This is a genomic window from Rhizobium sp. PK7-22 (genome assembly GCF_056530405.1).
Genome location: NZ_CP096514.1, coordinates 713,650 through 734,800 on the forward strand (window position 1 = coordinate 713,650; position 21,151 = coordinate 734,800).

Annotated in this window: 20 protein-coding genes; 6 read left to right on the forward strand and 14 right to left on the reverse strand. The window is 62.1% G+C overall.

Going from position 1 to position 21,151, the window contains the following annotated elements; translation table 11 throughout:
• Positions 1 to 35: 35 nt before the first annotated feature.
• Positions 36 to 1,289 (forward strand): glycosyltransferase, encoded by a 1,254-nt coding sequence (locus M1E10_RS08120; protein ID WP_499175849.1) that lies wholly within the window; start codon positions 36 to 38, stop codon positions 1,287 to 1,289.
• Positions 1,290 to 1,361: 72 nt separating this feature from the next.
• Here the strand turns inward: M1E10_RS08120 and M1E10_RS08125 are convergent, their stop codons facing one another.
• Positions 1,362 to 2,339 (reverse strand): polyprenyl synthetase family protein, encoded by a 978-nt coding sequence (locus tag M1E10_RS08125; protein WP_499175850.1) that lies wholly within the window; start codon positions 2,337 to 2,339, stop codon positions 1,362 to 1,364.
• A 92-nt stretch (positions 2,340 to 2,431) separates the two neighbouring features.
• Between M1E10_RS08125 and fni the strand changes: the two genes are divergently transcribed.
• The 4 genes from fni to M1E10_RS08145 all read left to right on the forward strand — a co-directional run bounded on the left by fni (position 2,432) and on the right by M1E10_RS08145 (position 7,160).
• On the forward strand, positions 2,432 to 3,463 hold the full coding sequence (gene fni, locus M1E10_RS08130) for an isopentenyl-diphosphate delta-isomerase (protein WP_499175851.1): 1,032 nt from the start codon (positions 2,432 to 2,434) through the stop codon (positions 3,461 to 3,463).
• Positions 3,464 to 3,574: 111 nt separating this feature from the next.
• A complete protein-coding gene (crtY, locus tag M1E10_RS08135) occupies positions 3,575 to 4,750 on the forward strand; it encodes a Rossmann-fold NAD(P)-binding domain-containing protein (protein WP_499175852.1) in 1,176 nt (391 codons plus the stop codon).
• Positions 4,747 to 6,240, forward strand: a complete 1,494-nt coding sequence (locus M1E10_RS08140) for a phytoene desaturase (RefSeq protein ID WP_499175853.1) — start codon at positions 4,747 to 4,749, stop codon at positions 6,238 to 6,240. Before crtY ends, M1E10_RS08140 begins: the two co-directional genes overlap by 4 nt.
• Positions 6,237 to 7,160, forward strand: a complete 924-nt coding sequence (locus tag M1E10_RS08145) for a phytoene/squalene synthase family protein (protein WP_499175854.1) — start codon at positions 6,237 to 6,239, stop codon at positions 7,158 to 7,160. Before M1E10_RS08140 ends, M1E10_RS08145 begins: the two co-directional genes overlap by 4 nt.
• Here M1E10_RS08145 and M1E10_RS08150 read toward each other — a convergent pair whose 3' ends face one another.
• The 13 genes from M1E10_RS08150 to hutI form a co-directional block, all read right to left on the reverse strand.
• Positions 7,161 to 7,679: a sterol desaturase family protein gene (locus tag M1E10_RS08150; protein ID WP_499175855.1), complete on the reverse strand. Its 519-nt coding sequence runs from the start codon at positions 7,677 to 7,679 to the stop codon at positions 7,161 to 7,163.
• Positions 7,679 to 8,461: a fatty acid desaturase family protein gene (locus tag M1E10_RS08155; protein ID WP_499175856.1), complete on the reverse strand. Its 783-nt coding sequence runs from the start codon at positions 8,459 to 8,461 to the stop codon at positions 7,679 to 7,681. Before M1E10_RS08155 ends, M1E10_RS08150 begins: the two co-directional genes overlap by 1 nt.
• A gap of 9 nt (positions 8,462 to 8,470) precedes the next feature.
• Entirely contained in the window at positions 8,471 to 9,679 is a 1,209-nt protein-coding gene (locus tag M1E10_RS08160; protein WP_499175857.1) for an ABC transporter permease, read from the reverse strand.
• A complete protein-coding gene (locus M1E10_RS08165; RefSeq protein ID WP_499175858.1) occupies positions 9,676 to 10,656 on the reverse strand; it encodes an ABC transporter ATP-binding protein in 981 nt (326 codons plus the stop codon). The genes M1E10_RS08160 and M1E10_RS08165 overlap by 4 nt, the downstream gene beginning before the upstream one ends.
• Before the next feature lie 148 nt (positions 10,657 to 10,804).
• Positions 10,805 to 10,999, reverse strand: coding sequence for a hypothetical protein (locus M1E10_RS08170; RefSeq protein ID WP_499175859.1), 195 nt, complete (start codon positions 10,997 to 10,999; stop codon positions 10,805 to 10,807).
• Positions 11,000 to 11,169: 170 nt separating this feature from the next.
• Positions 11,170 to 11,955 carry an ABC transporter ATP-binding protein gene (locus tag M1E10_RS08175; protein ID WP_499175860.1) on the reverse strand — a complete coding sequence of 262 codons (786 nt, stop codon included), beginning with the start codon at positions 11,953 to 11,955 and terminating at the stop codon, positions 11,170 to 11,172.
• The gene (locus tag M1E10_RS08180; RefSeq protein ID WP_499175861.1) at positions 11,952 to 12,725 is read right to left on the reverse strand and encodes an ABC transporter permease; all 774 of its coding nucleotides are present in this window, start codon (positions 12,723 to 12,725) and stop codon (positions 11,952 to 11,954) included. Before M1E10_RS08180 ends, M1E10_RS08175 begins: the two co-directional genes overlap by 4 nt.
• A gap of 51 nt (positions 12,726 to 12,776) precedes the next feature.
• Positions 12,777 to 13,721 carry an ABC transporter substrate-binding protein gene (locus tag M1E10_RS08185; protein WP_499175862.1) on the reverse strand — a complete coding sequence of 315 codons (945 nt, stop codon included), beginning with the start codon at positions 13,719 to 13,721 and terminating at the stop codon, positions 12,777 to 12,779.
• A gap of 74 nt (positions 13,722 to 13,795) precedes the next feature.
• Positions 13,796 to 14,386, reverse strand: a complete 591-nt coding sequence (locus M1E10_RS08190) for a HutD/Ves family protein (RefSeq protein ID WP_499175863.1) — start codon at positions 14,384 to 14,386, stop codon at positions 13,796 to 13,798.
• A 2-nt stretch (positions 14,387 to 14,388) separates the two neighbouring features.
• Positions 14,389 to 16,074, reverse strand: coding sequence for a urocanate hydratase (gene hutU / locus M1E10_RS08195; RefSeq protein WP_499175864.1), 1,686 nt, complete (start codon positions 16,072 to 16,074; stop codon positions 14,389 to 14,391).
• Positions 16,071 to 16,886 (reverse strand): N-formylglutamate amidohydrolase, encoded by an 816-nt coding sequence (gene hutG, locus M1E10_RS08200; RefSeq protein ID WP_499175865.1) that lies wholly within the window; start codon positions 16,884 to 16,886, stop codon positions 16,071 to 16,073. Before hutG ends, hutU begins: the two co-directional genes overlap by 4 nt.
• On the reverse strand, positions 16,883 to 18,424 hold the full coding sequence (hutH, locus tag M1E10_RS08205) for a histidine ammonia-lyase (protein WP_499175866.1): 1,542 nt from the start codon (positions 18,422 to 18,424) through the stop codon (positions 16,883 to 16,885). The genes hutG and hutH overlap by 4 nt, the downstream gene beginning before the upstream one ends.
• Complete coding sequence (hutI, locus tag M1E10_RS08210) at positions 18,421 to 19,644, reverse strand: imidazolonepropionase (RefSeq protein WP_499175867.1); 1,224 nt, start codon at positions 19,642 to 19,644, stop codon at positions 18,421 to 18,423. Before hutI ends, hutH begins: the two co-directional genes overlap by 4 nt.
• A 112-nt stretch (positions 19,645 to 19,756) precedes the next feature.
• Here hutI and M1E10_RS08215 point away from each other — a divergent pair, with 112 nt between their 5' ends.
• Positions 19,757 to 21,103, forward strand: coding sequence for a formimidoylglutamate deiminase (locus tag M1E10_RS08215; RefSeq protein WP_499177122.1), 1,347 nt, complete (start codon positions 19,757 to 19,759; stop codon positions 21,101 to 21,103).
• Positions 21,104 to 21,151 lie beyond the last annotated feature (48 nt).

Below are 21,151 nucleotides of genomic sequence, written 5' to 3' on the forward strand. Positions count from 1 at the left end.
GGCCACATAGATTGTTTTGGAGCTTGGATCTTTCTTTGCACTACGCGTTGATTTGCCCGCCGTTCAAGAGTCACCTGGCTGTGTTTGCAGCACTCGGCAGAGCGCTCGCTTGTCGAGGCCATCGCATCAGTTTGCTTGTAAATGAGGGGGTGGAGCAGGACCTTGACGTCGATTTTCACGTTCAACCTGTGGAAGGAACGGACAAGCGTCGGCTCGACAAGATCATCTCTCGCGCATCACGTCCAAGCGGCCCCTTGGGTATTCTCCGCACGGTGCACGATGGCGCTGTGCTGACGGACGCATTTTGCCAGCATGCACCCAAGTATCTGAGATCACTCCGCGTGGACGCTATCCTGGGCGACCAGATGGAGCCGGCGGCCGGGCTCATTGCGCGGCATCTTGGTCTTCCGTTGCTGTCCATTGCCTGCGCCCTGCCGGTGGAGCGGGATGAGGGCATCCCGCTTCCGTTTCTGTCGTGGCCATACGACCCTAGCCTAAGAGGTCAGCGGCGCAACAGAGGAGGCGAGCGTGTGGCGAGGCTTCTGCTGACCGAGCAACGGCGGTTGCTCAGGCGATGGGCACTCAGGATGGGCATGCATCCCATCGAAGATCTTCAAGCCTGCATCTCCGAAACGGCGACGATAGCGCAGACGACAGCGGCTTTCGATTTCCCGCGGCTTCACAGCAGCAACCGCCTTCATCCAGTAGGCCCCCTGCGAAGCGATGGCAAAGCCGAAGAGCTTCCCTTCGCTGTGGATCCGGACAGGCCTTTCATCTTCATGTCGCTCGGGACGCTTCAGGGGCATCGCTACCGGCTGTTTCGAGCCGCAGCGACTGCCTGCCGGCAGCTTGATGTACAGTTGCTGGTCGCCCATTGTGGGGGCTTGAGCAAGCAGCAGGAAGACGCATTGGGCGCGACTTGGGTGACCAGTTTTGCACCGCAAAGAGCGGTCCTTGAGCGCGCCGATTTGTGCATAACGCATGGAGGGCTCAACACCGTGATGGATGCGCTTGAGTTCGCCACGCCGCTGCTCGTGCTGCCGATAGCCTTCGACCAGCCGGGGGTCTCGGCCCGCGTCCTTCATCACGATGTTGGATTGCGTCTTTCGCCTCATTACGTGACTGCGGCAAAGATGGAAAAAGCAATCACGAGACTGCTAGCGGATCAAGGTTATGTCGATCGGGCAAGGAAGGTCGGCCGGTCTATCGCCGCCGCAGGTGGTCTTCAAAAGGCTGTCACCATCATCGAAGCTGCGGTGGGGCAGACATCAAATCTCGTGCAGCGCTGACACGCACGATCCAGCTGCCAGCAGCGACCACCGGCGCGCACCTCATCGTCTGCCGTGGCAGCACCTTTGCCTTCAGACCGGCGCGTCGTTCCCGAAGGCCATCTGGTGGATCGATTGCAACAGGATGCAGATCGGCTCCTGCTCGACCCCGCATCGCGCCAGCGCCGCATTCGCCAACTCGAGGTGAGACAGGTAGCAGAGGCGTGTACCCGCTTCCCCCCTGTCGTTGATCATGGTGCTCTTGCCGACATCCTTGCCGATATCCTTGCCAAGTGACCCGGGCACAGCCGTTGCATCGAGAAGGTCATCGAGGGCCTGAAAAGCTGAGCCGATGTGAAAAGCAAGCTCCGAGAGACCTGCGGTTTCCTCTTCAGAGCGATCGCTGAGGATGGATGCCATCTCTGCCATCGCCAAAAAGAATATGCCGGTTTTCAGCCAGTTCTTCTGCTCCACGTCCATCGGGAACTCAGGCGCTTCCGTCAGGTCAACCTCTTGACCGGCTGCCAAGCCTGTATGGCCGACCGCTTGGCTCAGGACAGATACAAGCCTTGCACGTTTGTCGCCCGGTACCCCGTGTAGCGAAGCAATGGTATTCATTCCGCGCGTTAGCAAGGAGATCGCGGCCAGAATGGCAGTCGCTTGACCAAACACCTTGTGGGTTGTCGGCTTGTCGCGCCGCAGGTCTGCATCATCCATGCATGGAAGATCGTCGAGTATGAGAGAAGCGGTGTGGACCATCTCGAGGGCGCAACCAATATCAAGGGCGGCGTCCTGATGGCTCCCTTGGGGCACGGTCAGGATGAAAAGAAGAGGCCGGAACCTTTTGCCGCCGCCGAGGAGGGCATGCTTCATCGCCGCAAGCAGGTTCGGCGGTGCATTTCCCCCGTCCTCCAGCAGCACCTCCAGCCGGTCTTCAACCTGCCGCCTGATGTTCTGGATCCGCAGCCGAAAACCCTTGTGCGACGGATTGTTCTGCATCCAGCTGATCTGCGGAGCAGGCTTCAACGTATCACCGCGGATGACAGAAAGTTGCGACGGTGTGCAGGACATTCAGCAAGCCTAACCTATATCTTAGTTTCAAAGCCGGCTTGCCGGTTCTCAACGTTATATCTGTGGCACGCCCGGCCGTATGAAAGAACCAAATGCTCGCCGAACGAAAAAAACAACATCTTGATATTGTTCTGGGCAGCGGGTCCGTTTCCGGGCTCCTTCGGACGGGATTTGAAGCGATACGGTTCGAGCATGTGGCGCTCCCGGAAGTCGATATGGCGGCAATTGATTTGTCTACGCAATTCCTGGGCAAGCGGATCACTGCGCCATTCCTCGTCAGTTCCATGACAGGTGGGGCGGAACAAGCTCAGGACATCAATCACAATATCGCTATCGCGTGTGAAGCCATGGGCATACCCTTTGCTGTGGGATCTCAACGGGTTGCGATCGATACGGACAGCGACTGGGGAATGAACCTGGAGCTTCGACGTCTTGCTCCGTCGGTGCCGATCCTCGCCAATATAGGCGCTGCGCAGCTGAACACGGGATACGGCATCGAGCAGGCGCGCAGGGCGGTCGAAATGATCGATGCAGACGCACTGATCATTCACCTCAACCCCCTGCAGGAAGCGGTTCAGCCGGAAGGCGACCGCAACTGGAGCGGTCTCACCATGAAGATCGGTGCTCTGTGCGACACGCTTCACGTTCCGGTGGTTGTGAAGGAGGTCGGGAGCGGAATATCGCCGGCCACAGCCAAGGCGCTTGCGGCCGTTGGAGTCAAGATCATCGATGTCGCCGGAGCAGGAGGAACCAGCTGGGCAGCAGTGGAGGCGTTGCGTGCCAGAACGCCGGCCGAGGCCGCTGTGGCTTCCGCATTCGCCGATTGGGGTCAGCCCACGGCCTCTGCCATTGTGGCGCTTCGCAAAGCTTGTCCTGACGCGTTCATCATTGGCTCGGGCGGCATCCGGACGGGTGTTGATGCGGCAAAGGCCATCCGGCTAGGCGCCGATCTCGTTGGACAGGCTGCCTCGGTCTTGAAGTCCGCGACGTCTTCTCCGGAAGAGGTGGCAGAGCACTTCGAGATCATGTCCGCGCAACTGCGCGTGGCGTGCTTCTGCACCGGGTCATCGAACCTCGCCGATCTGCGCGTGGCAAGGCTGGAGGCCGTTCCGTTCGAGGGATGACCTATTCACTCGCACCGACAGCCGCTGTAGACAACCCAATCGGGCCTTCGTTGGTCCGGGAGCACCGGCTTTTGGTCGACCTCGTCGTAAGTGAAGAGAGGAGGTGCGCTCTTGCCTGACGCAAAACCTCCCTTGGTGCTGGTTGGCGCCGGCCTTGCCAGCGCGATCATTGCCCAGCGGCTGTCCCGGCTACCGTTGCCGGGCAAGATCCTGATCCTGGAAGCGACAGCAGAGCCTTTCGGCGAACATACCTGGTCGTTTCACCATGCGGATGTCGAAGGAGCGGACCTGACCTGGCTCAGGCCCCTGATTGCGCATGAGTGGGACAGGCAGTCGGTTCGCTTCCGTAATCTCGATCGCGAGCTTGCCTCCGGTTATGCATCGCTTACCTCGGCCTCCGTAGCAACGGCGATCGAACGGCTGGCCACAGTGGAAATTCGCTCCAACACGCCGGTTGCGTCGCTCGCTCCAGACCATGTCACACTGGATGATGGGACGGTGCTGCGCGCTTCCTGCGTCATCGACTGCCGCGGCTATCGGCCGACCCGAGCCATGGTCCTCGGCTACCAGAAGTTTGTCGGGCTTGAGGTAGAACTTGGTCGGCCTCACGGCCTGTCGTGTCCCGTGATCATGGACGCGACGGTCGATCAGCATGATGGCTACCGCTTCATGTATCTGCTGCCGCTTTCACCGAAACGGATGCTGATCGAGGATACCCGCTATTCGGACCATGCAGGATTGGACGATGGGGCACTGGAGCAGGACATGCTTGCTTACGCGTCCGCGCGCGCTTGGTCGGTCGAACGCATCGTGCGCAAGGAGCACGGTGTGCTGCCGATCTCACTGGCACATGATTTCGAGCAGTTCTGGTCAGAACTGCCCTCCGATATCCCGCACGCCGGGATGCGCGCCGGGCTCTTCCATCCGACGACAGGGTACAGCCTTCCGGACGCAGTCCGCCTTGCCAATCTCATCGCCGCGCGATGGCCGAGCAACAGTCCAGATCTGGCGAAAGCCATTCGCCGATACGCTGCTGCACGACATCGCGGTCAGAAGTTCTACCGGCTGCTGAACCGGATGCTGTTCAGGGCAGCAGAGCCAGATCGCCGCCATCTGGTGCTCGAGCGCTTCTACAAGCTTCCGACGCCCCTGATCGAGCGCTTCTATGCGGGGCGCACCAGTGCCCCGGATATTCTCCGCATTCTGGTTGGAAAGCCTCCCGTACCCATTCATCGTGCACTGGCCTGCCTGCGGGAAGCGCCACTACTGAGAGACAAACCCTCATGACGGATCATCCCACGACCGCGGCAGTGATTGGTGCCGGCTTCGGCGGACTTGCGCTGGCAATCCGCCTCCAGAGCGCCGGCATCCAGACCACCATCTTCGAGAAGCGCGACAAGCCCGGTGGTCGCGCCTATGTCTATACCGATGACGGCTTCACCTTCGATGCAGGTCCGACCGTCATCACCGATCCCGATTGTCTGGAGCAGCTCTGGGCGCTGTCGGGGAGGCGCCTTGCCGATTACGTCACGCTCCTGCCGGTCACCCCCTTCTATCAACTGTGCTGGGAAGATGGGTACCGCTTCGATTACGCCAACGATCAGCAAGAGATCGACCGCCAGATTGGCGAGAAGTCGCCGGATGATGTTGAAGGCTACCGCCGGTTCCTCAGCTATTCCGAGGACCTTTATCGCGAAGGCTACGAGAAGCTCGGGACCGTGCCGTTCCTGAACTTCTGGTCGATGATCAAGGTGGCGCCGCAGTTGATGCGGCTTGAAAGTCACCGCAGCGTCTATTCCAAGGTCAGCCAGTTCATCAAGGATGATCAACTGCGGCAGGCCTTCAGCTTTCATTCGCTGCTGGTCGGTGGCAACCCGTTTCGAACCTCGTCGATCTACGGTCTGATCCACGCCTTGGAGCGCAAGGGCGGAGTCTGGTTCGCCAAGGGCGGTACCGGTGCCCTCATTGCCGGCATGGTGAAGCTGTTCGAGGATCTCGGAGGGACCGTCCGTCTCAACGCCGAGATCGACCAGATGGATACAAATGACGACCGTGTCACCGGCGTCGTCCTGAAAGACGGCAGCCGGCACGCGTTTGACCAGATCGCATCGAATGCCGATGTCGTTCACACCTACAAGCACATGCTGCGGGAGACGTCTCGCGGCCGATCCAACGCTCGTGCGCTGGAGAAGAAGAGCTTCTCCATGTCGCTCTTCGTCATCTATTTCGGGCTCAAGACCGAGCATCCGGAGCTCAAGCACCACATGGTTCTGTTCGGAGCGCGCTACCGCGAACTGATCACCGAGATCTTCTCCGCCGACGGCCTGGCGGAGGATTTCTCGCTCTACCTGCACGCCCCGTCAGTGACGGATGACAGCCTGGCACCTCCCGGGTCCAGCGCCTACTACGTCTTGTCCCCCGTACCGCATCTCGGTACCGCCGATATCGACTGGAGCGTCGAGGGTCCGAAATACCGCGACCGCATCCTGAAATACCTGAACGACCACTACATCCCTGGTCTTCTCGAAGACCTGGTGACCGTGCGCCACTTCACGCCGTTCGATTTCCGCGACGAGTTGAACGCCCATCTGGGCTCGGCCTTCTCGGTGGAACCCGTTCTCACCCAAAGCGCCTGGTTTAGACCTCACAATCGCGACGACGAGATCTCCAACCTCTATATCGTCGGTGCCGGAACGCATCCCGGCGCCGGCATCCCCGGCGTCGTCGGGTCGGCGAAGGCGACGGCAGGTCTGATGATCGAGGACGCTCGGGCATGAGCGATGCCGTCCTGGCCAGCAGCAAGATCGCAATAGCCAAGGGATCCCAAAGCTTCGCCGCGGCGGCGCGTTTGTTTGATCGGCACACCCGCGAGGACGCGGTCCTTCTCTACGCCTGGTGCCGTCATTGCGACGATGTCGTGGATGGACAGACGCTCGGGCACGAGCAGCAGGATGATTTCCGTGAAGGCCAGCAGCAGCGTCTGGATCTCTTGCGCCGGCAGACGGCGAGCGCATTGCAAGGCGAACAGGTGTCCGATCCAGTCTTCGAGGCGCTGAGGAGGGTCGTGGAACGGCACCAAATTCCGGTGCGACACCCGGAGGAACTGCTTGCCGGTTTTCAAATGGATGTGACGGAGCGGCGTTACGAGACCGTCTCCGATACCCTGGACTACTGCTATCACGTTGCCGGCGTGGTCGGCGTCATGATGGCCATGATCATGGGCGTGCGCGATCCGAAGACGCTGGACCGCGCGTGCGACCTGGGCCTTGCGTTTCAGCTGACCAACATCGCTCGTGATGTCGTGGAAGACGCGCGCGCAGGGCGGATCTACCTGCCCGCAGAACTTCTTGCGCGGCATGGACTGGATGCGATCGATCCGGAGGACATGGCGCAGCGGCCGGCGCTTCATGCAGCGGCTCTTGAGCTTCTGGACCTAGCCGACAACTATTATGCGTCTGCCTATGCCGGGATCACGGCCCTGCCGCCTCGCTCGGCCTGGGCGATCGCGGCAGCTCGGCGTGTGTACCGTGCGATTGGCGACAAGCTACGCGCTGGCGGGCCGGCGGCCTGGGACGAGCGGGTTTCCACATCGAAAGGTGAGAAGATCGCCCTCCTGGGGCTGGCGCTTGGCGATGTGGCGCGTACACGCGCGATGACGGATGATGTTCCGAGGCTCGGGCTGTGGCAGCGCCCATGACTACAGCGAGGCGGCCGGCCGATCTTTATCGTTTAGCGCCTCTGGATCATACTTGCGCTTGTTGTCGTGGAGCTTTTTGACCAGCTTGTCGACCGGTTCGGCATAGACGAAACCGAAGGAGACGCAGCCTTCGCGTCCTTCCACCGCGTGGTGCAGACGATGCGCCTGGTACACCCGCTTCAGATAGCCGGTTCGCGGAATGTACTTGAACGGCCAGCGCTGATGCACCAGTCCGTCATGCATGAAGAAATACAGGACCCCGTAGATGGAGATCCCGATGGCGACCCACCACAGGGGCCAGAACCAGTGCGAGCCAATCCAGAACAAGCCAATGGCGAAGACGGCAAAGACGACGGCATAAAGATCGTTCTTTTCAAGCGTCTCGTCGTGGGGTTCGTGATGGGACTTGTGCCAGCGCCATCCCCAGCCGTGCATGATGTGCTCGTGCGACCAGGCGGCGAACCACTCCATGAAGACAACGGTGCCGATGACGATCATCGTCGGGATCAGATAATACATCATGCTTTCCATGCTTCACCTCGGCTCACTCCGTCGCGCACCGCAAGCTTGCGCTGCGCGGGCAACCTCCACCACGGCACACCCGGCCTGTCATGATGCTCATGATGATAACCGAAATGGAAGCAGGTCAGCAAAGACATGATTGGGGAGAAGTCATTGCTGCGCGCCCGGTGGCGATCATCGAAAGGGATCTCGTCGACGCGGTGGGGAAGGTAAGTCCCGAAGTAAAAGAGCTGGATTGACGAGAGGATCGCCGGCAGCGCCCAGAAGACGAGCATTGCCGGAAATTGCTCGCGAAGGATGACCAGGTAGATGACGACTACGACTGTAAGGGTCCCGAATTCGCGCCAGCCGAAGTAGTGACGGAAGAATGTCAGGTACCAGGGCCAAAAGCGAGCCGGATGATCGGCATCAAAATCCGGGTCGTCGGCAGTACCGGCGTGGCGGTGGTGCGCGTGGTGGCTGTCGAAGAGCTTTTCGTAGGAAAAGCCTGCATAGATGAAAACGCAGAACCGGCCGATTGCCTTGTTGAGCCACGGGTACCGCGGAGCCAATGAGCCATGCATTGTATCATGGGCAATGATGAACAAGCCGACACTGAGCCAGCACTGCACCACAATGACGACGGGCGCCAGGAAGATACGGCCGGCCACCGTCCAATCGATGAAGAAGATGCTGGCAACGTGGACGCTCAACCAGGCAATCACAACCAGTGCAGCAAGCGTCAGGCTTACAGCAGTATCGCGTCCTACCCGTGGTTCATTCCTGGTTAAAGTCGCCATGCCACTACCTTAAAGTCGCAGCCTATGCCTGGATACGATAATGGCAAAGACTGTGCCTGTGATCGCCAAGGTCAGCAAACTACCTAGTTCCGGCAGCAGTTCCGACAAGGCTTCCTCCCGCCACAAAACCCCGTGATATGCTTCTATCACCCAAGCATTTGGCGTGAAACTCCCCAGGTCCTGCAACCATGGAGGCATCATGAAACGCGGTACCATCGAGCCCCCGACGGCCGAACAGATAAGCACGACAAATGTGGAGATTGTTTGAGCCTGCTGCTTGGTCGTGCAAGTTGTTACGACTGCAAGCGCCAGTCCGGAAGCCGCCATCGCTGCGGCAATCGTGATGATCAGCCACAGCCACAGGTGGCTCATCACAGTGACGTCATAAGCAACGGCCGCAGCGATGAAGATCAGCCCCGCCTGCATGACGCCTTGCACGGTGAGAAACAGGAACTTGCCGCACACCACCATCTCCGGTCCGGTCGGCACGACAGCAATGCGATCAAGAATTCCGGAAGTGCGCTCCTCGATGAGGATGGCGGAACTCTGCATGGCCGAAAACAGCAAGAAGAGAATTGCCACGGCGCCAGCGTAGTAGGTTACTGCCGCATTGGCGTTCTCCAGGCGTCCTACGAAAGCTGTCTCCACCAAACCAGGCGTATTGCTGGAAGCCTGGCCGGTTGTTGCGCCCGCGAGCTCGGCCATCGTCTTTTTCAGTCGCGCCGATTGCTCCGCCGTAAAGCCGCCAGCCAGGGTCTCGATCGTCGGGATCATTTGAGAAAGCGCCAGATCCGGCATTTGACGAGCAACGAGTTTCTGGATTTGCCCGGCCAGGATTGCACCGGTCAGCGGTTTGCTCGGATCCACGAGGACCACGAGTGGCGCGGCCCGAGGGTCATCCTGATTGCCCTTTATGAACAGGCCCACATCCGCAACTCCGCGCTCGATCTGCCGGCTAACGTCTGCTTGATTGCTGGACGTGGACGCCAGGAGGCGCAAAGAGGGATCGTCGCGCAAGACCTGCTCGAACCGATCCCAGATATCACCGCTAGCAGCCTTGCCCAAGGCGACCTTCAGCGGAAGTCCATCGTTTGTCGTTACCGTGAAGATGGCGGCAAAGATCACGAAGATGACGGGCGGTAGCACGAACGCTAAAACCAGCGCACCGCGGTCGCGGATAAGGCTGAGAGCCATCACACGAAGCATCGTGACGATCATGCTGCAGCCTCTAACTCAGTTGAGGTTGGTTCGCGCAAGAGCCGCAGGAACAGACTGTCCAGGTTCGGCCGTCTGAAATGCATCTCGCGTGGCTTGATCCCGGACTGTTCCAGATCCGCCATCACGTGAGCAGGCGAGCAGTCTGCGACCAGACACCAGCTCAGCCCGCCGCTCGACGCAACGAAGCCCGCCTGCTGTAATCTCCTCGCTTGGTCAGCCGAAACTGGTTCTGCGACATCAATGATTAGCTCGCCCTGGCCCGCGAAAGCCGCATCCAACAAGGTCTTGGGCCGCCCCTGCGGCGCGAGGGTGCCGTTGAGCAAGAAGCCGACCCTCTCGCATAAGAGCTCTGCTTGTTGAAGATCGTGTGTGATCAGCAAGATGCCCATTCCGCCCTTGCTGAGTGTCTGGATGAGGCGATGCAAGGCGTTGCGTGCATCAAGGTCCACGCCTGTAGTTGGCTCGTCCAGGATAAGCAGGGCAGGGCGATGCAGAATCGCTGCAGCAATGTTGACACGCCGTTTCCAGCCACCCGACAGGCGATCCACCCGCTCGCCCAGCCGTTCAGCGAGCTGGGCAGCTTCGGATGCTTCTTCAACCGCAACGTCTGTTTCCTTGTTCGTAAGGCCGGATAAGCGGCCGAACACTTCAAGGTTTTCCCGAATGGTCAAGCTGGGATAAAGCGCGATCTCCTGTGGCACGAGACCGATTGACCGTAAGGCGCTTCTGCCGCTCTTTCTCCCGGCGATCTCGACACTTCCGGCCGTGGGACGCAAGCGTCCGCATATGGCGCGCACCAGGCTTGTTTTTCCAGCGCCGTTGGGTCCGAGCAGGCCGAAGACTTCACCCGGCTCGATAGTAAGGTCCACGCGACGCAGAACGTTCCTGACCCCATATTGGGCAGATAAGCCGCTGACCGTAAGCACAGCAGGACTTTGCACCACGGTCTTCTCCCCTTCTTGAATTTTGGAGACCATTCCCTCCCTTGCACCGCAACCAGAGATCTGACTGTTCAGCTTTCAGAGCCATGTCGGTACATACACTATGCCATCGGTTCCAAAAACCACTTTGCAGTGAAATGTCGCCGCGGGAGAGGAGGCATGGGTGAGGCTCAATTGAGAGTCCTCAGATCCTGATGTGTCCGCCATCATCCACATCATCGTGCGCTCGGCAATTGCGGCGGTGCTGGACGGCGACCTTGTATGCCTCCAAGTCGTGCTGCATGCTCACGGTCGTATTCAGCAGCATTTTCTCCACAGGGCCATCAAGCTCCTCCATCAGCGGGGGCGAGAGGATCTTGCTCATCGTGTTGATCGGCATGGAAAGCTCAGGTCCGGGAATTTCCCATGACGGGTACCACCTCCAGCAGGGCGTCACATCGCGCTGGTCAGGGCTTGCTGAACAGGTTCGGGTGCGAGCCGGTTTCGCGCTCGCCGGGGGCGGCAGCAACCGCGGCGACCGCGCATCAGATGCTCGGCCACCGCGAAGTGTTACCCGTGTGTGGCAGCCTGGATGGCCTCCGCGCGGATCTCCTCCGTCAGCTTCAGCCGCAACGCGGAAAACTCCGGGCTCGCCTTGACGGTATAGTGGCGCGGATGCGGGATATCGACCGGCGTGATCGACTTGATGCGCCCTGGGCGCGCCGTCATGGTCACCACGCGGGAGGCCATGAACACGGCCTCCTCGATGTCGTGGGTGACGAAGACGACGGTCTTCTGCTCCCGCTCCCAGATGCCGAGCAGCAGTTCCTGCATCAGGCCGCGGGTCTGGTTGTCGAGCGCCCCGAACGGTTCGTCGAGAAGCAGGATCTTCGGGTCGTTGGCCAGGGCGCGGGCAATCGCCGTGCGTTGCTGCATGCCGCCGGAGAGCTGTTTCGGCCAATGGTTCTCGAAGCCGCGCAGCCCCACCTTGTCCAGATAGCTGTCGACGATCTCGGCGGTTTCCCTGGCTGCAATACCGCGCTCCCGCAATCCGAAGCCGACGTTCTCCCGAACCGTCAGCCAGGGAAACAGCGTGTAGGACTGGAAGACCATGCCGCGATCGGCGCCGGGGCCGGTGATGGCCTTCCCTTCCAGCAGCACGCTGCCGGTCGTCGGACGGTCGAGACCGGCGATGATGCGCAGAAGGGTTGACTTCCCGCAGCCCGACGGCCCCAGAATGGTGACGAAGTCATTCTTGGCGATATCGAGATCGGTCGGATGCAGTGCCTGCACGGGCGCACCGCCGCGCACGCCGGGAAAGGTCCGGCTGACGCCCTTGACGATGAGTTCGCTCATGCCAGTCTCCAGGCAAACAGGGTGCGGTTCACCGTCTTGAAGGCGAAGTCCGAGATCAGGCCGATAATGCCGATGACGATGATGCCGAAGATGATCTGGCCCGTGGCCATCAGGGCCTGGCTGTTGATGATCATGTAGCCGATGCCGGAAGATGCGCCGATGAGTTCGGCAACGATCACATAGGTCCAGGCCCAGCCGAGGACGAGGCGCAGGGTTTCGGCAATATCCGGTGCATTGGCCGGAACGAGAACCCGGCGCACGACGCCCGCATCGCTGGCCCCAAGCGTGTAGGAGGCCTCCACGAGATCGCGGCGCGTGGCAGAGACCGAGACGGAGACCATCAGGATGATCTGGAACACCGATCCGATGAAGATGACGAGAAGCTTCTGCAGTTCGCCGATGCCCGCCCACAGGATGAGAAGGGGAATGAAAGCGGAGGCGGGCAGGTAGCGGGAGAAGGAGACGAAGGGTTCCAGCAGGGCCTCGATCGGCTTGTAGGCGCCCATGGCGATACCGATCGGCACGGCCACGAGTGCCGCCAGGACGAAGCCGCCGACGACCCGCCAGACAGTCATGCCGATATCCGCGAGAAAGCCCTGTTGGGTCAGCAGATATATGCCGTCCTTCAGCATGGTGATCGGGTCGGCGAGGAAGGTCGGCGACACGAAGCCCCCGAATGTCGCAATGCTCCATCCCGCAAAAAACAGCACGAAGAAGAGGATGCCGAGCAGGATGCGGGCCTGCTGGCCGATTGGTTCAAGAGGACGCATGCTGCCCCGGGTGTTGGTCCGGCGGAGCGTGCTCCGCCGGTGATTGTGAGACTACTGGATGAAGGAGGTATCGACGATTGTCGACAAGTCCGGCTTCGACTTGATGATGCCGATTTCCATCAGCAGGTCGGCCGCCTTCTCCGAAAAGGTCATGAACTCGCCCTCGAAGAAGGTCTTGTTGGCAGCCTTGTCCTGCCACTCCAGGAACTTCGCCGACTGGCCGAAGGCCTCCGCCGACTGCTTCACATCGGCGCCCATGATGCCGTAGGCCTTTTCCGGCTCCGCCTTGATCATCTCGAGGCCTTCGAAATAGCTGGTCGCGAGCGCCTTGGCCGCCTCCGGATTGTCCTTCAGGAATTCGGGAGTGCATCCGAACGTGTCCATCACCGCCGGGTAATCCAGCGTGGTTGCGATGATCTTGCCCTGGTCGGGGGCGGCGCGAACCGTCGAGAGATAGGGCTCATAGCTCATGGCGGCATCGTTCTGGCCTGCCACGAAGGCCTGGGCGGCCGGGCCGGGTTCCAGGTTCACCACCTTCACGTCCTTCATCGTGAGCCCGTTCTCCTTCAGGATATAGGCCAGGAAGAAGTAGGGCGAGGTGCCGGGCGTGGAGGCGGCGATGGTCTTGCCCTTGAGATCGGCAATGCTGGCGATGTCCTCGCGCACTGCCATGCCGTCGGCACCGTGCGACTTGTCCAGCTGGAAAATCTGTGTTGCCGGCACGCCGTTGGCATTCCAGACGATCCAGGTCTCGACCGTGGTCGCCGCGCACTGGATGTCGCCGGATGCAAGCGCCAGATGGCGGCTGGCCTGCGGGATCTTGGTGATCGTCACGTCGAGCCCGTTCTTCTTGAAGATGCCGGCTTCCTTCGCCAGCGTCAGAGGGGCAAACCCGGTCCATCCGGACATGCCGATGGCAACGGATGTCTCTGCCCTCGCAGCCGTGGAGCCGAGCAGGGCCGTCAGGACGGCGGCGGTGATGGTCAATGTCTTCATGGTGGCTGGTCCCCTGTTTGATTTATATTAGGGCAGTTCGAAAGCCTGCCTCTTGAGAGGCATACTTCCATCCTTCAATTATTTTGTCTAGACAAGATATGCTCCGACGGACGCAGCGTGACGACGGTGAGCGCGCCTTCACCTGTCAACGAGATTACCTCTCCCCTGTCGCAGAGCAGAGCATCCTGTGGGCACAGGGTATCGTGATGATCGCCCGACGAGACACGCAGGTCGCCGCGCTTGCAGAAGACCAGACGGCAGTGATCCGAATGGCTGTCGACCATTGGGGCGGGCCTGTGCTCGACGAGGTGCGAACAGGCGCCGCGCCGGCTCATGACGTTCAGGTCGCGAATGGGTCCGTCGATGAGCCGCGCCATCGTCGGTGCATCGGCTGGAAAGGCCAGGGGCGCGGACTGCTGCGTCAGGCGCATTATTCCGCGTCCGTCGATGGTCAGATCGATGCCATTGCCCTCGAGGACGGAGAGGGTGCGGTCCACGCCGGGAAAGACCGAGAACGGCCCGTCCTCCGCCACGCCTGCCATGCTGATGCGCCAGTCGAAGGTATCGACGCTGGCGTCAGGCGGAAACACGACGATCTCCACCGTCTCGCCGCCGCCGTTCTTCCACGGCATCCGCCTGTAGTCGTCCGCCCGCAGGATCTTCATGGCTAGTTACCCAGAATGCCGGGCAACCGCAGGCCTTTCTCGGTGGCGCAATCGAGAGCAACCTCGTAGCCGGCATCGGCGTGGCGCATGACGCCGGTAGCCGGGTCGTTCCACAGGACGCGCTCCAGCCGGCGGTCGGCATCCTCCGAGCCGTCGCAGCAGATGACCATGCCGGAGTGCTGCGAAAAGCCCATGCCGACACCACCGCCGTGATGCAGGGAAACCCAGGTGGCCCCGGACGCCGTGTTGAGCAGGGCGTTCAGCAGCGGCCAGTCGGACACCGCGTCCGAGCCGTCTTTCATCGCTTCCGTCTCGCGGTTGGGCGAGGCGACCGAGCCCGAATCGAGATGGTCGCGGCCGATGACGATGGGGGCCGCGAGCTCGCCGGTGCGGACCATCTCGTTGAAGGCGAGGCCGAGCTTGTGGCGGTCGCCGAGACCCACCCAGCAGATTCGCGCCGGCAGGCCCTGGAATGCGATCCGCTCGCGCGCCATGTCCAGCCAGTTGTGCAGATGCGTGTTGTCCGGCAGCAGTTCCTTCACCTTGGCGTCGGTCTTGTAGATGTCCTCGGGATCGCCGGAGAGGGCAGCCCAGCGGAACGGACCGATGCCGCGGCAGAAGAGCGGGCGGATATAGGCCGGCACGAAGCCCGGGAAGGCAAAGGCATTCTCCAGGCCCTCGTCCTTGGCGACCTGACGGATGTTGTTGCCGTAGTCGAGGGTGGGAACGCCCGCATCCCAGAAGGCGACCATGGCTTCCACATGCGCCTTCATGGACGCGCGTGCCGCGGTTTCGACGCTCTTCGGATCGCTCTCGCGCTTGGCCTTGGCTTCCTCGACGGTCCAGCCGATCGGCAGGTATCCGTTGCGGGGATCATGCGCCGAAGTCTGGTCGGTGACGATGTCCGGGCGCGCGCCACCGGCCTTCATCCGGCGCACCAGCTCGGGAAAGATTTCGGCAGCATTGCCGACGAGACCGACGGACTTCGCCTCGCCCGCCTTCGTCCAGCGATCGATCAGGTCCAGCGCCTCGTCCAGCGTCTTTGCCTTTTCGTCTACATAGCGGGTGCGCAGGCGAAAATCGATGCGGGTTTCGTCACATTCCACGGCCAGGCAGCAGGCCCCGGCCATGACGGCAGCGAGCGGTTGGGCTCCGCCCATGCCCCCCAGCCCGCCGGTCAGGATCCATTTGCCCTTCAGGCTGCCGCCGTAATGCTGGCGGCCGGCTTCCACGAAGGTTTCATAGGTGCCCTGCACGATGCCCTGCGTGCCGATGTAGATCCACGAGCCGGCGGTCATCTGGCCGTACATGGCCAACCCCTTCTTATCCAGTTCGTTGAAATGATCCCAGGTCGCCCAGTGGGGAACGAGGTTGGAGTTGGCGATCAGCACGCGCGGCGCATCCTTGTGGGTGCGGAAGACGCCGACCGGCTTGCCGGACTGGACGATCAGCGTCTCGTCCTCGTTCAAAGTCTTCAGCGTTGCGACGATGCGGTCGAAATCGTCCCAGGTGCGCGCCGCCCGGCCAATGCCGCCGTAGACGACCAGCTCGTGCGGGTTCTCGGCCACATCCGGATCCAGATTGTTCATCAGCATGCGCAGCGGCGCTTCCGTCATCCAGCTCTTGGCGTTGAGTGCGGAGCCGCGCGGGGCCCGGACATCGCGGATATTGTGACGCGGATTGGTCATGGTCGGTTCCCCATTGCTTTCAGTTCGTAGGCGACCGCTTCCAGCCGCAAGAGAATGGCCTTCAGGTGCTCCCGCAGCTTTCCGGCCTTGTCCTCGTCGTAGGCGAACGGCACGGTTTCCCTCGCCAGGTGGGTCAACTGGGCAAGTTCCATCTGGATCGCATGCACACCGGTCGCGGGCGCTCCGTAATGCCGTATCGTCCAGCCGCCCTTGAAGCGGCCGTTGACGATACTGGTGAAGCCTGCGGCGTAGCCGGCGATCTCTGCCGTGACACGCTCGAATTCCAGGGCGCAGGAGGTGCCGGAATTGGTGCCGATGTTGAAGTCGGGAAGGGTGCCCTCGAAGAGGAAGGGGATCTGCGACCGGATCGAGTGGCAGTCGTAGAGGACAGCCACTCCATGGATCGCCTTGACCCGCTCGATCTCCGCGGCGAGTGCCGCATGATAGGGCGCATGGAACTGCTCAAGCCGCGCGGAGACATCCGCCGCCGTCGGCTCACCGCCCAGGTTCCAGATGGCGTTGCCGTCGAAATCGGTCTCGGGGATCAGCCCCGTGGTGTTCTGGCCGGGATAGAGGCTCGTACCCGCCGGGTCGCGGTTGGCGTCGATCACATAGCGGTGGAAGGTCGCCCGCACCGTCGTGGCGTCGTCCAGAAGGCCTGCATAGAGCTCGTGGATATGCCAGTCCGTATCGGCGAGCAGTCGGCCATTGTCGTTCAGTCTTGCCCGGATGTCGGCAGGGACGGCCGTGCCCGTATGGGGGAAGGCGAGGATGACCGGCGAACTGCCTCTTGCGACCTCGAACACGCTCATGATCGAACCTCCAGAACCGGCAGAATGTTGGGCGTCACGACGTCGACCAGCCTTCCGGAGGCAACCAGCTGGCTCGCTGCGTAAAGATCATCCGCCATGTAGCGATCCTCCTCCAGCGCCGGGACCGACGCACGCACGACAGCCACGATCTTCTGCAGTTCCGGGCTCGATTTCAGCGGCCCGCGCAGTTCAACGCCCTGCACCGCGGCCAGAGCCTCGATGCCCAGGATGCCGAACAGGTTCTCCGTCATCGGCAGCAGCCGGCGCGCCCCGTGGCAGGCCATCGACACATGGTCCTCCTGGTTGGCGGAGGTGGGCGTCGAGTCCACCGATGCCGGATGCGACATCTGCTTGTTCTCGCTCATGAGCGCCGCAGAGGTGACCTCTGCGATCATCATTCCGGAATTGAGGCCGGGCTTTTTCGAGAGGAAGGCGGGCAGCCCGTAGGACAGCGCCGGATCGACCAGCAGTGCGATGCGGCGCTGCGCAATCGCGCCGATTTCGCAGATGGCCAGCGCGATCTGGTCGGCAGCGAAGGCCACCGGCTCCGCATGGAAATTACCGCCGGACACGACCTCGTCGTCGGACAGCACCAGCGGGTTGTCGGTCACGGCATTCGCCTCGATCTGCAGCGTACAGGCAACCTGCCGCAGAAGGTCGAGGCAGGCGCCGTCGACCTGCGGCTGGCAGCGGATGCAATAGGGATCCTGGACGCGCTCGTCGCCGTCCACATGGCTGGCGCGGATCTCCGACCCCTCGAGCAGGTGGCGAAGGGCGGCTCCCGCATCGATCTGACCCTGGTGACCGCGCAGGGTGTGGATTTCGGGATGGAAGGGCGCGGACGAGCCCATGGCGGCATCCGTCGACAGGGCCCCGGTGACGAGCGCCGTCTGGGCCGCACGGTGCGCCCGGAACAGGCCGGCCAGCGCCAGCGCCGTCGATACCTGCGTCCCGTTGATCAGCGCCAGCCCTTCCTTGGCAGCAAGCTCGATCGGTTGGAGGCCGGCCTTGCGCAATGCCTCTGCGGCCGGAAGCATGTCGCCGTCGAAGACGGCCTTGCTTTCGCCCATCATCACGGCGGCCATATGCGCCAGCGGTGCCAGATCGCCCGATGCGCCGACCGATCCCTTTTCCGGAATGACGGGAACGACCCCCTTGTCCAGCATGCCTTCCAGCAGTCGCACCAGCTCCAGGCGAACCCCCGATGCACCCCGGCCGAGCGAGATCAGCTTGAGCGCCATGATCAGGCGCACGATATTCTCCGGCAGCGGGCTGCCGAGCCCGCAGCAATGGGAGAGGATGAGGTTTCGCTGTAGCCTGGCTAGGTAGGCACTGTCGATCTTGATCGAGGCAAGCTTTCCGAACCCGGTGTTGACCCCATAGACGGGGGCGTTGCCTGCGGCGATTTCCGCGATGCGCCGGGCGCTCCTCTCGATGCCGGCATCGAAGGCGCGATCGAGCAGGGCGCTGGCATTGCTCCAGTAGATCTCCGAGAGTTCGGCGAGGGAGACCTTCCCCGGATGGAGTGTGATCGTCATGCGCTGACCTCTTGTCCCTTGAAGATGCGGCGGTAAAGCGGGTTGAAGCCCATCCGGTACACCAGCTCCGCCGGGCGCTCGATGTCCCATATGGCGAAGTCCGCCGACTTGCCCGCTTCCAGAGTGCCGGTCTCGCTGAGCAGGCCCAGCGCCCGCGCGGCCTCGCGTGTCGTGCCGGCGAGGCATTCCTCCACCGTCAGCCGGAAGAGGGTCGCCGACATGTTCATGGCAAGAAGCAGGGAGGTGAGCGGAGACGTGCCGGGATTGCAGTCGGTTGCGACGGCGATCGGCACACCGGCGTCGCGCAGCGCCTGGACCGGCGGCTTGCGGGTCTCGTTGATGGCGTAGAAGGCGCCCGGTAGAAGAACGGCGACGGTGCCCGATGTCGCCATGGCGGCGGCACCTTCGGCGTCGAGATATTCCAGATGGTCGGCCGAAAGCGCACCATAGGAGGCCGCCATCCGGGCGCCGCCGAGATCCGAGAGCTGTTCCGCATGCAGCTTGACCGGAAGACCAAGCGCTTTCGCCCTGTCGAAGACGCCCCGCATTTCGTCGACGGAAAAGGCGATGCCTTCACAGAAACCGTCGACGGCGTCGATCAGTCCTTCCGCATGGCCCTGCTCCATTCCTGGCAGCACGACCTCTGCGATATAGTCTGCGTTCCGCCCCTTGTAGGTGGGAGGCGTGGCGTGCGCCGCCAGGTACGAAGTCACCACCCGGACGGAACGGATCCTCTCCAGCGCACGGGCCGCCCGCAGCATGTTGAGTTCGCCGGTGATCGAGAGCCCATAGCCCGACTTGATCTCGATCGTCGAAACGCCTTCGGAGAGAAGCGTGTCCAGTCGCGGCAGGGCAGCATCCACCAGGCTCTCAACCGAGAGCGCGTTGGTGGCCTTGACCGAGGACACGATGCCGCCGCCGGCGCGGGCGACCTCTTCGTAGGTGGCGCCCTCGAGCCGCATCTCGAACTCCATGGCCCGGTCGCCGCCGAAGACGATGTGGGTGTGGCAATCGATCAGCCCCGGCGTGACCCACCGTCCCTCGATGTCATGGACAATGGCGCCCTCCGCGGCGCGGGGGATTTCGCTGACGCTGCCAATCCACACGATGCGCCCAGCCTCCACCAGGATGGCGCCACCCTCGATGACGCCGAGGCCCGCATGTCCGGGGTCGAGCGTGGCGATGCGTGCATTCGTCCAAAGGCTGCGTTGTCCGTCCATCTGTCGATCTTCCTCTTCCGAACACTAATGTATATACATAGAGTCCTCTTTGACAAGGTCCGGTTTTTCGAGAGAGAACGCCGGTGGACGAATGGAGCTGTAGATGGACCCGATGACCACAATTCATGCCAGGTCTGCACTTCTTCCCGAGGGGTGGAAGTCCGACGTCCGCTTTCGGATCGTCGATGGCAGGATCGCGGATGTGCAGCCTGGTGTCGAGCCTCAGCCTGAAGACGACCGCCAGACCGTCGTGGTTCCCGCGCTCGCCAACCTGCACAGCCACGCCTTTCAGCGCGCCATGGCGGGGCTGGCGGAAGTTCGCGGCCCGGGGGATGACAGCTTCTGGAGTTGGCGGACCACCATGTACCACTTCGCCCTGACGATGACGCCCGAGCATGTCGAAGCCGTTGCATCGCAGCTCTACATCGAAATGCTCGAGGCGGGCTTTGCCCGCGTCGGCGAGTTCCACTACCTCCACCACCAGGAGGATGGAACCCATTACAGCGACAGTGCGGAAATGGCGGCGCGCATCGGCGCGGCTTCGGAGGAGGCGGGTATCGGGCTGACGCTTCTTCCCGTCTTCTATGCCCATTCTGGCTTCGGCGGACAGCCGCCCGTCGAAGGGCAGCGCCGTTTCATCCATTCGCTGGAGAGCTTCAACCGGCTGATGGAGGGCTGTGCGAAGGTCGTCGGCTCCCTTCCGGGTGGCGTGCTTGGCATCGCCCCCCACAGTCTCAGGGCCGTGACGGAGCAGCAGCTGGTTGAGCTGATTCCGCTTGCCGGTGGCGGGCCGATCCATATTCACGTCGCCGAGCAGGTGAAGGAGATCGAGGATTGCCTCGCCTGGTCAGGCGCGCGGCCGGTGGAATGGCTGCTCGACAGGATGCCGGTGGATGATCGCTGGTGCCTGATCCATGCAACGCACATGTCCGACGCGGAAACGCGGCGTATGGCGCGAAGCGGTGCCATCGCCGGCCTTTGCCCCATCACGGAAGCCAACCTGGGTGACGGCGTCTTCAATGCCCCGCTGTTCCTGGCGGAGGGCGGTCGCTATGGCGTCGGATCGGATTCGAATGTTCTTGTGTCGGTGCCGGAAGAGCTTCGGACCCTGGAGTACTCGCAGCGCCTGACCCGTCGCAGCCGAAACGTCATCGCGGACGCCGGCGGCTCGACCGGAAGAAAGCTGTTCGAGACGGCGCACCTTGGCGGCGGTGCCGCACTGCAGTCGAACGCGGGTCTCCACGTCGGCGGCGACGCCGATATCGTCGCGCTCGACGCAGACGCTGTTCCCTACCTCCAGGAGGACCGGCTGCTCGACCACTGGATCTTTGCGGGCGGCGTCTCCGTCGAAGCGGTCTGGGCCCGTGGCCGCAAGCAGGTCTCGGGGGGGCGCCACATCAGGCGGGACGCCGTCGAGGCACGGTTCCGAGCGACCATGGTGGATCTCCTGCGGGCGTAGAGGGCTCGCCGGAGGCAGGCGACAATTCCTGTCCTGTGCCGGCTCCTG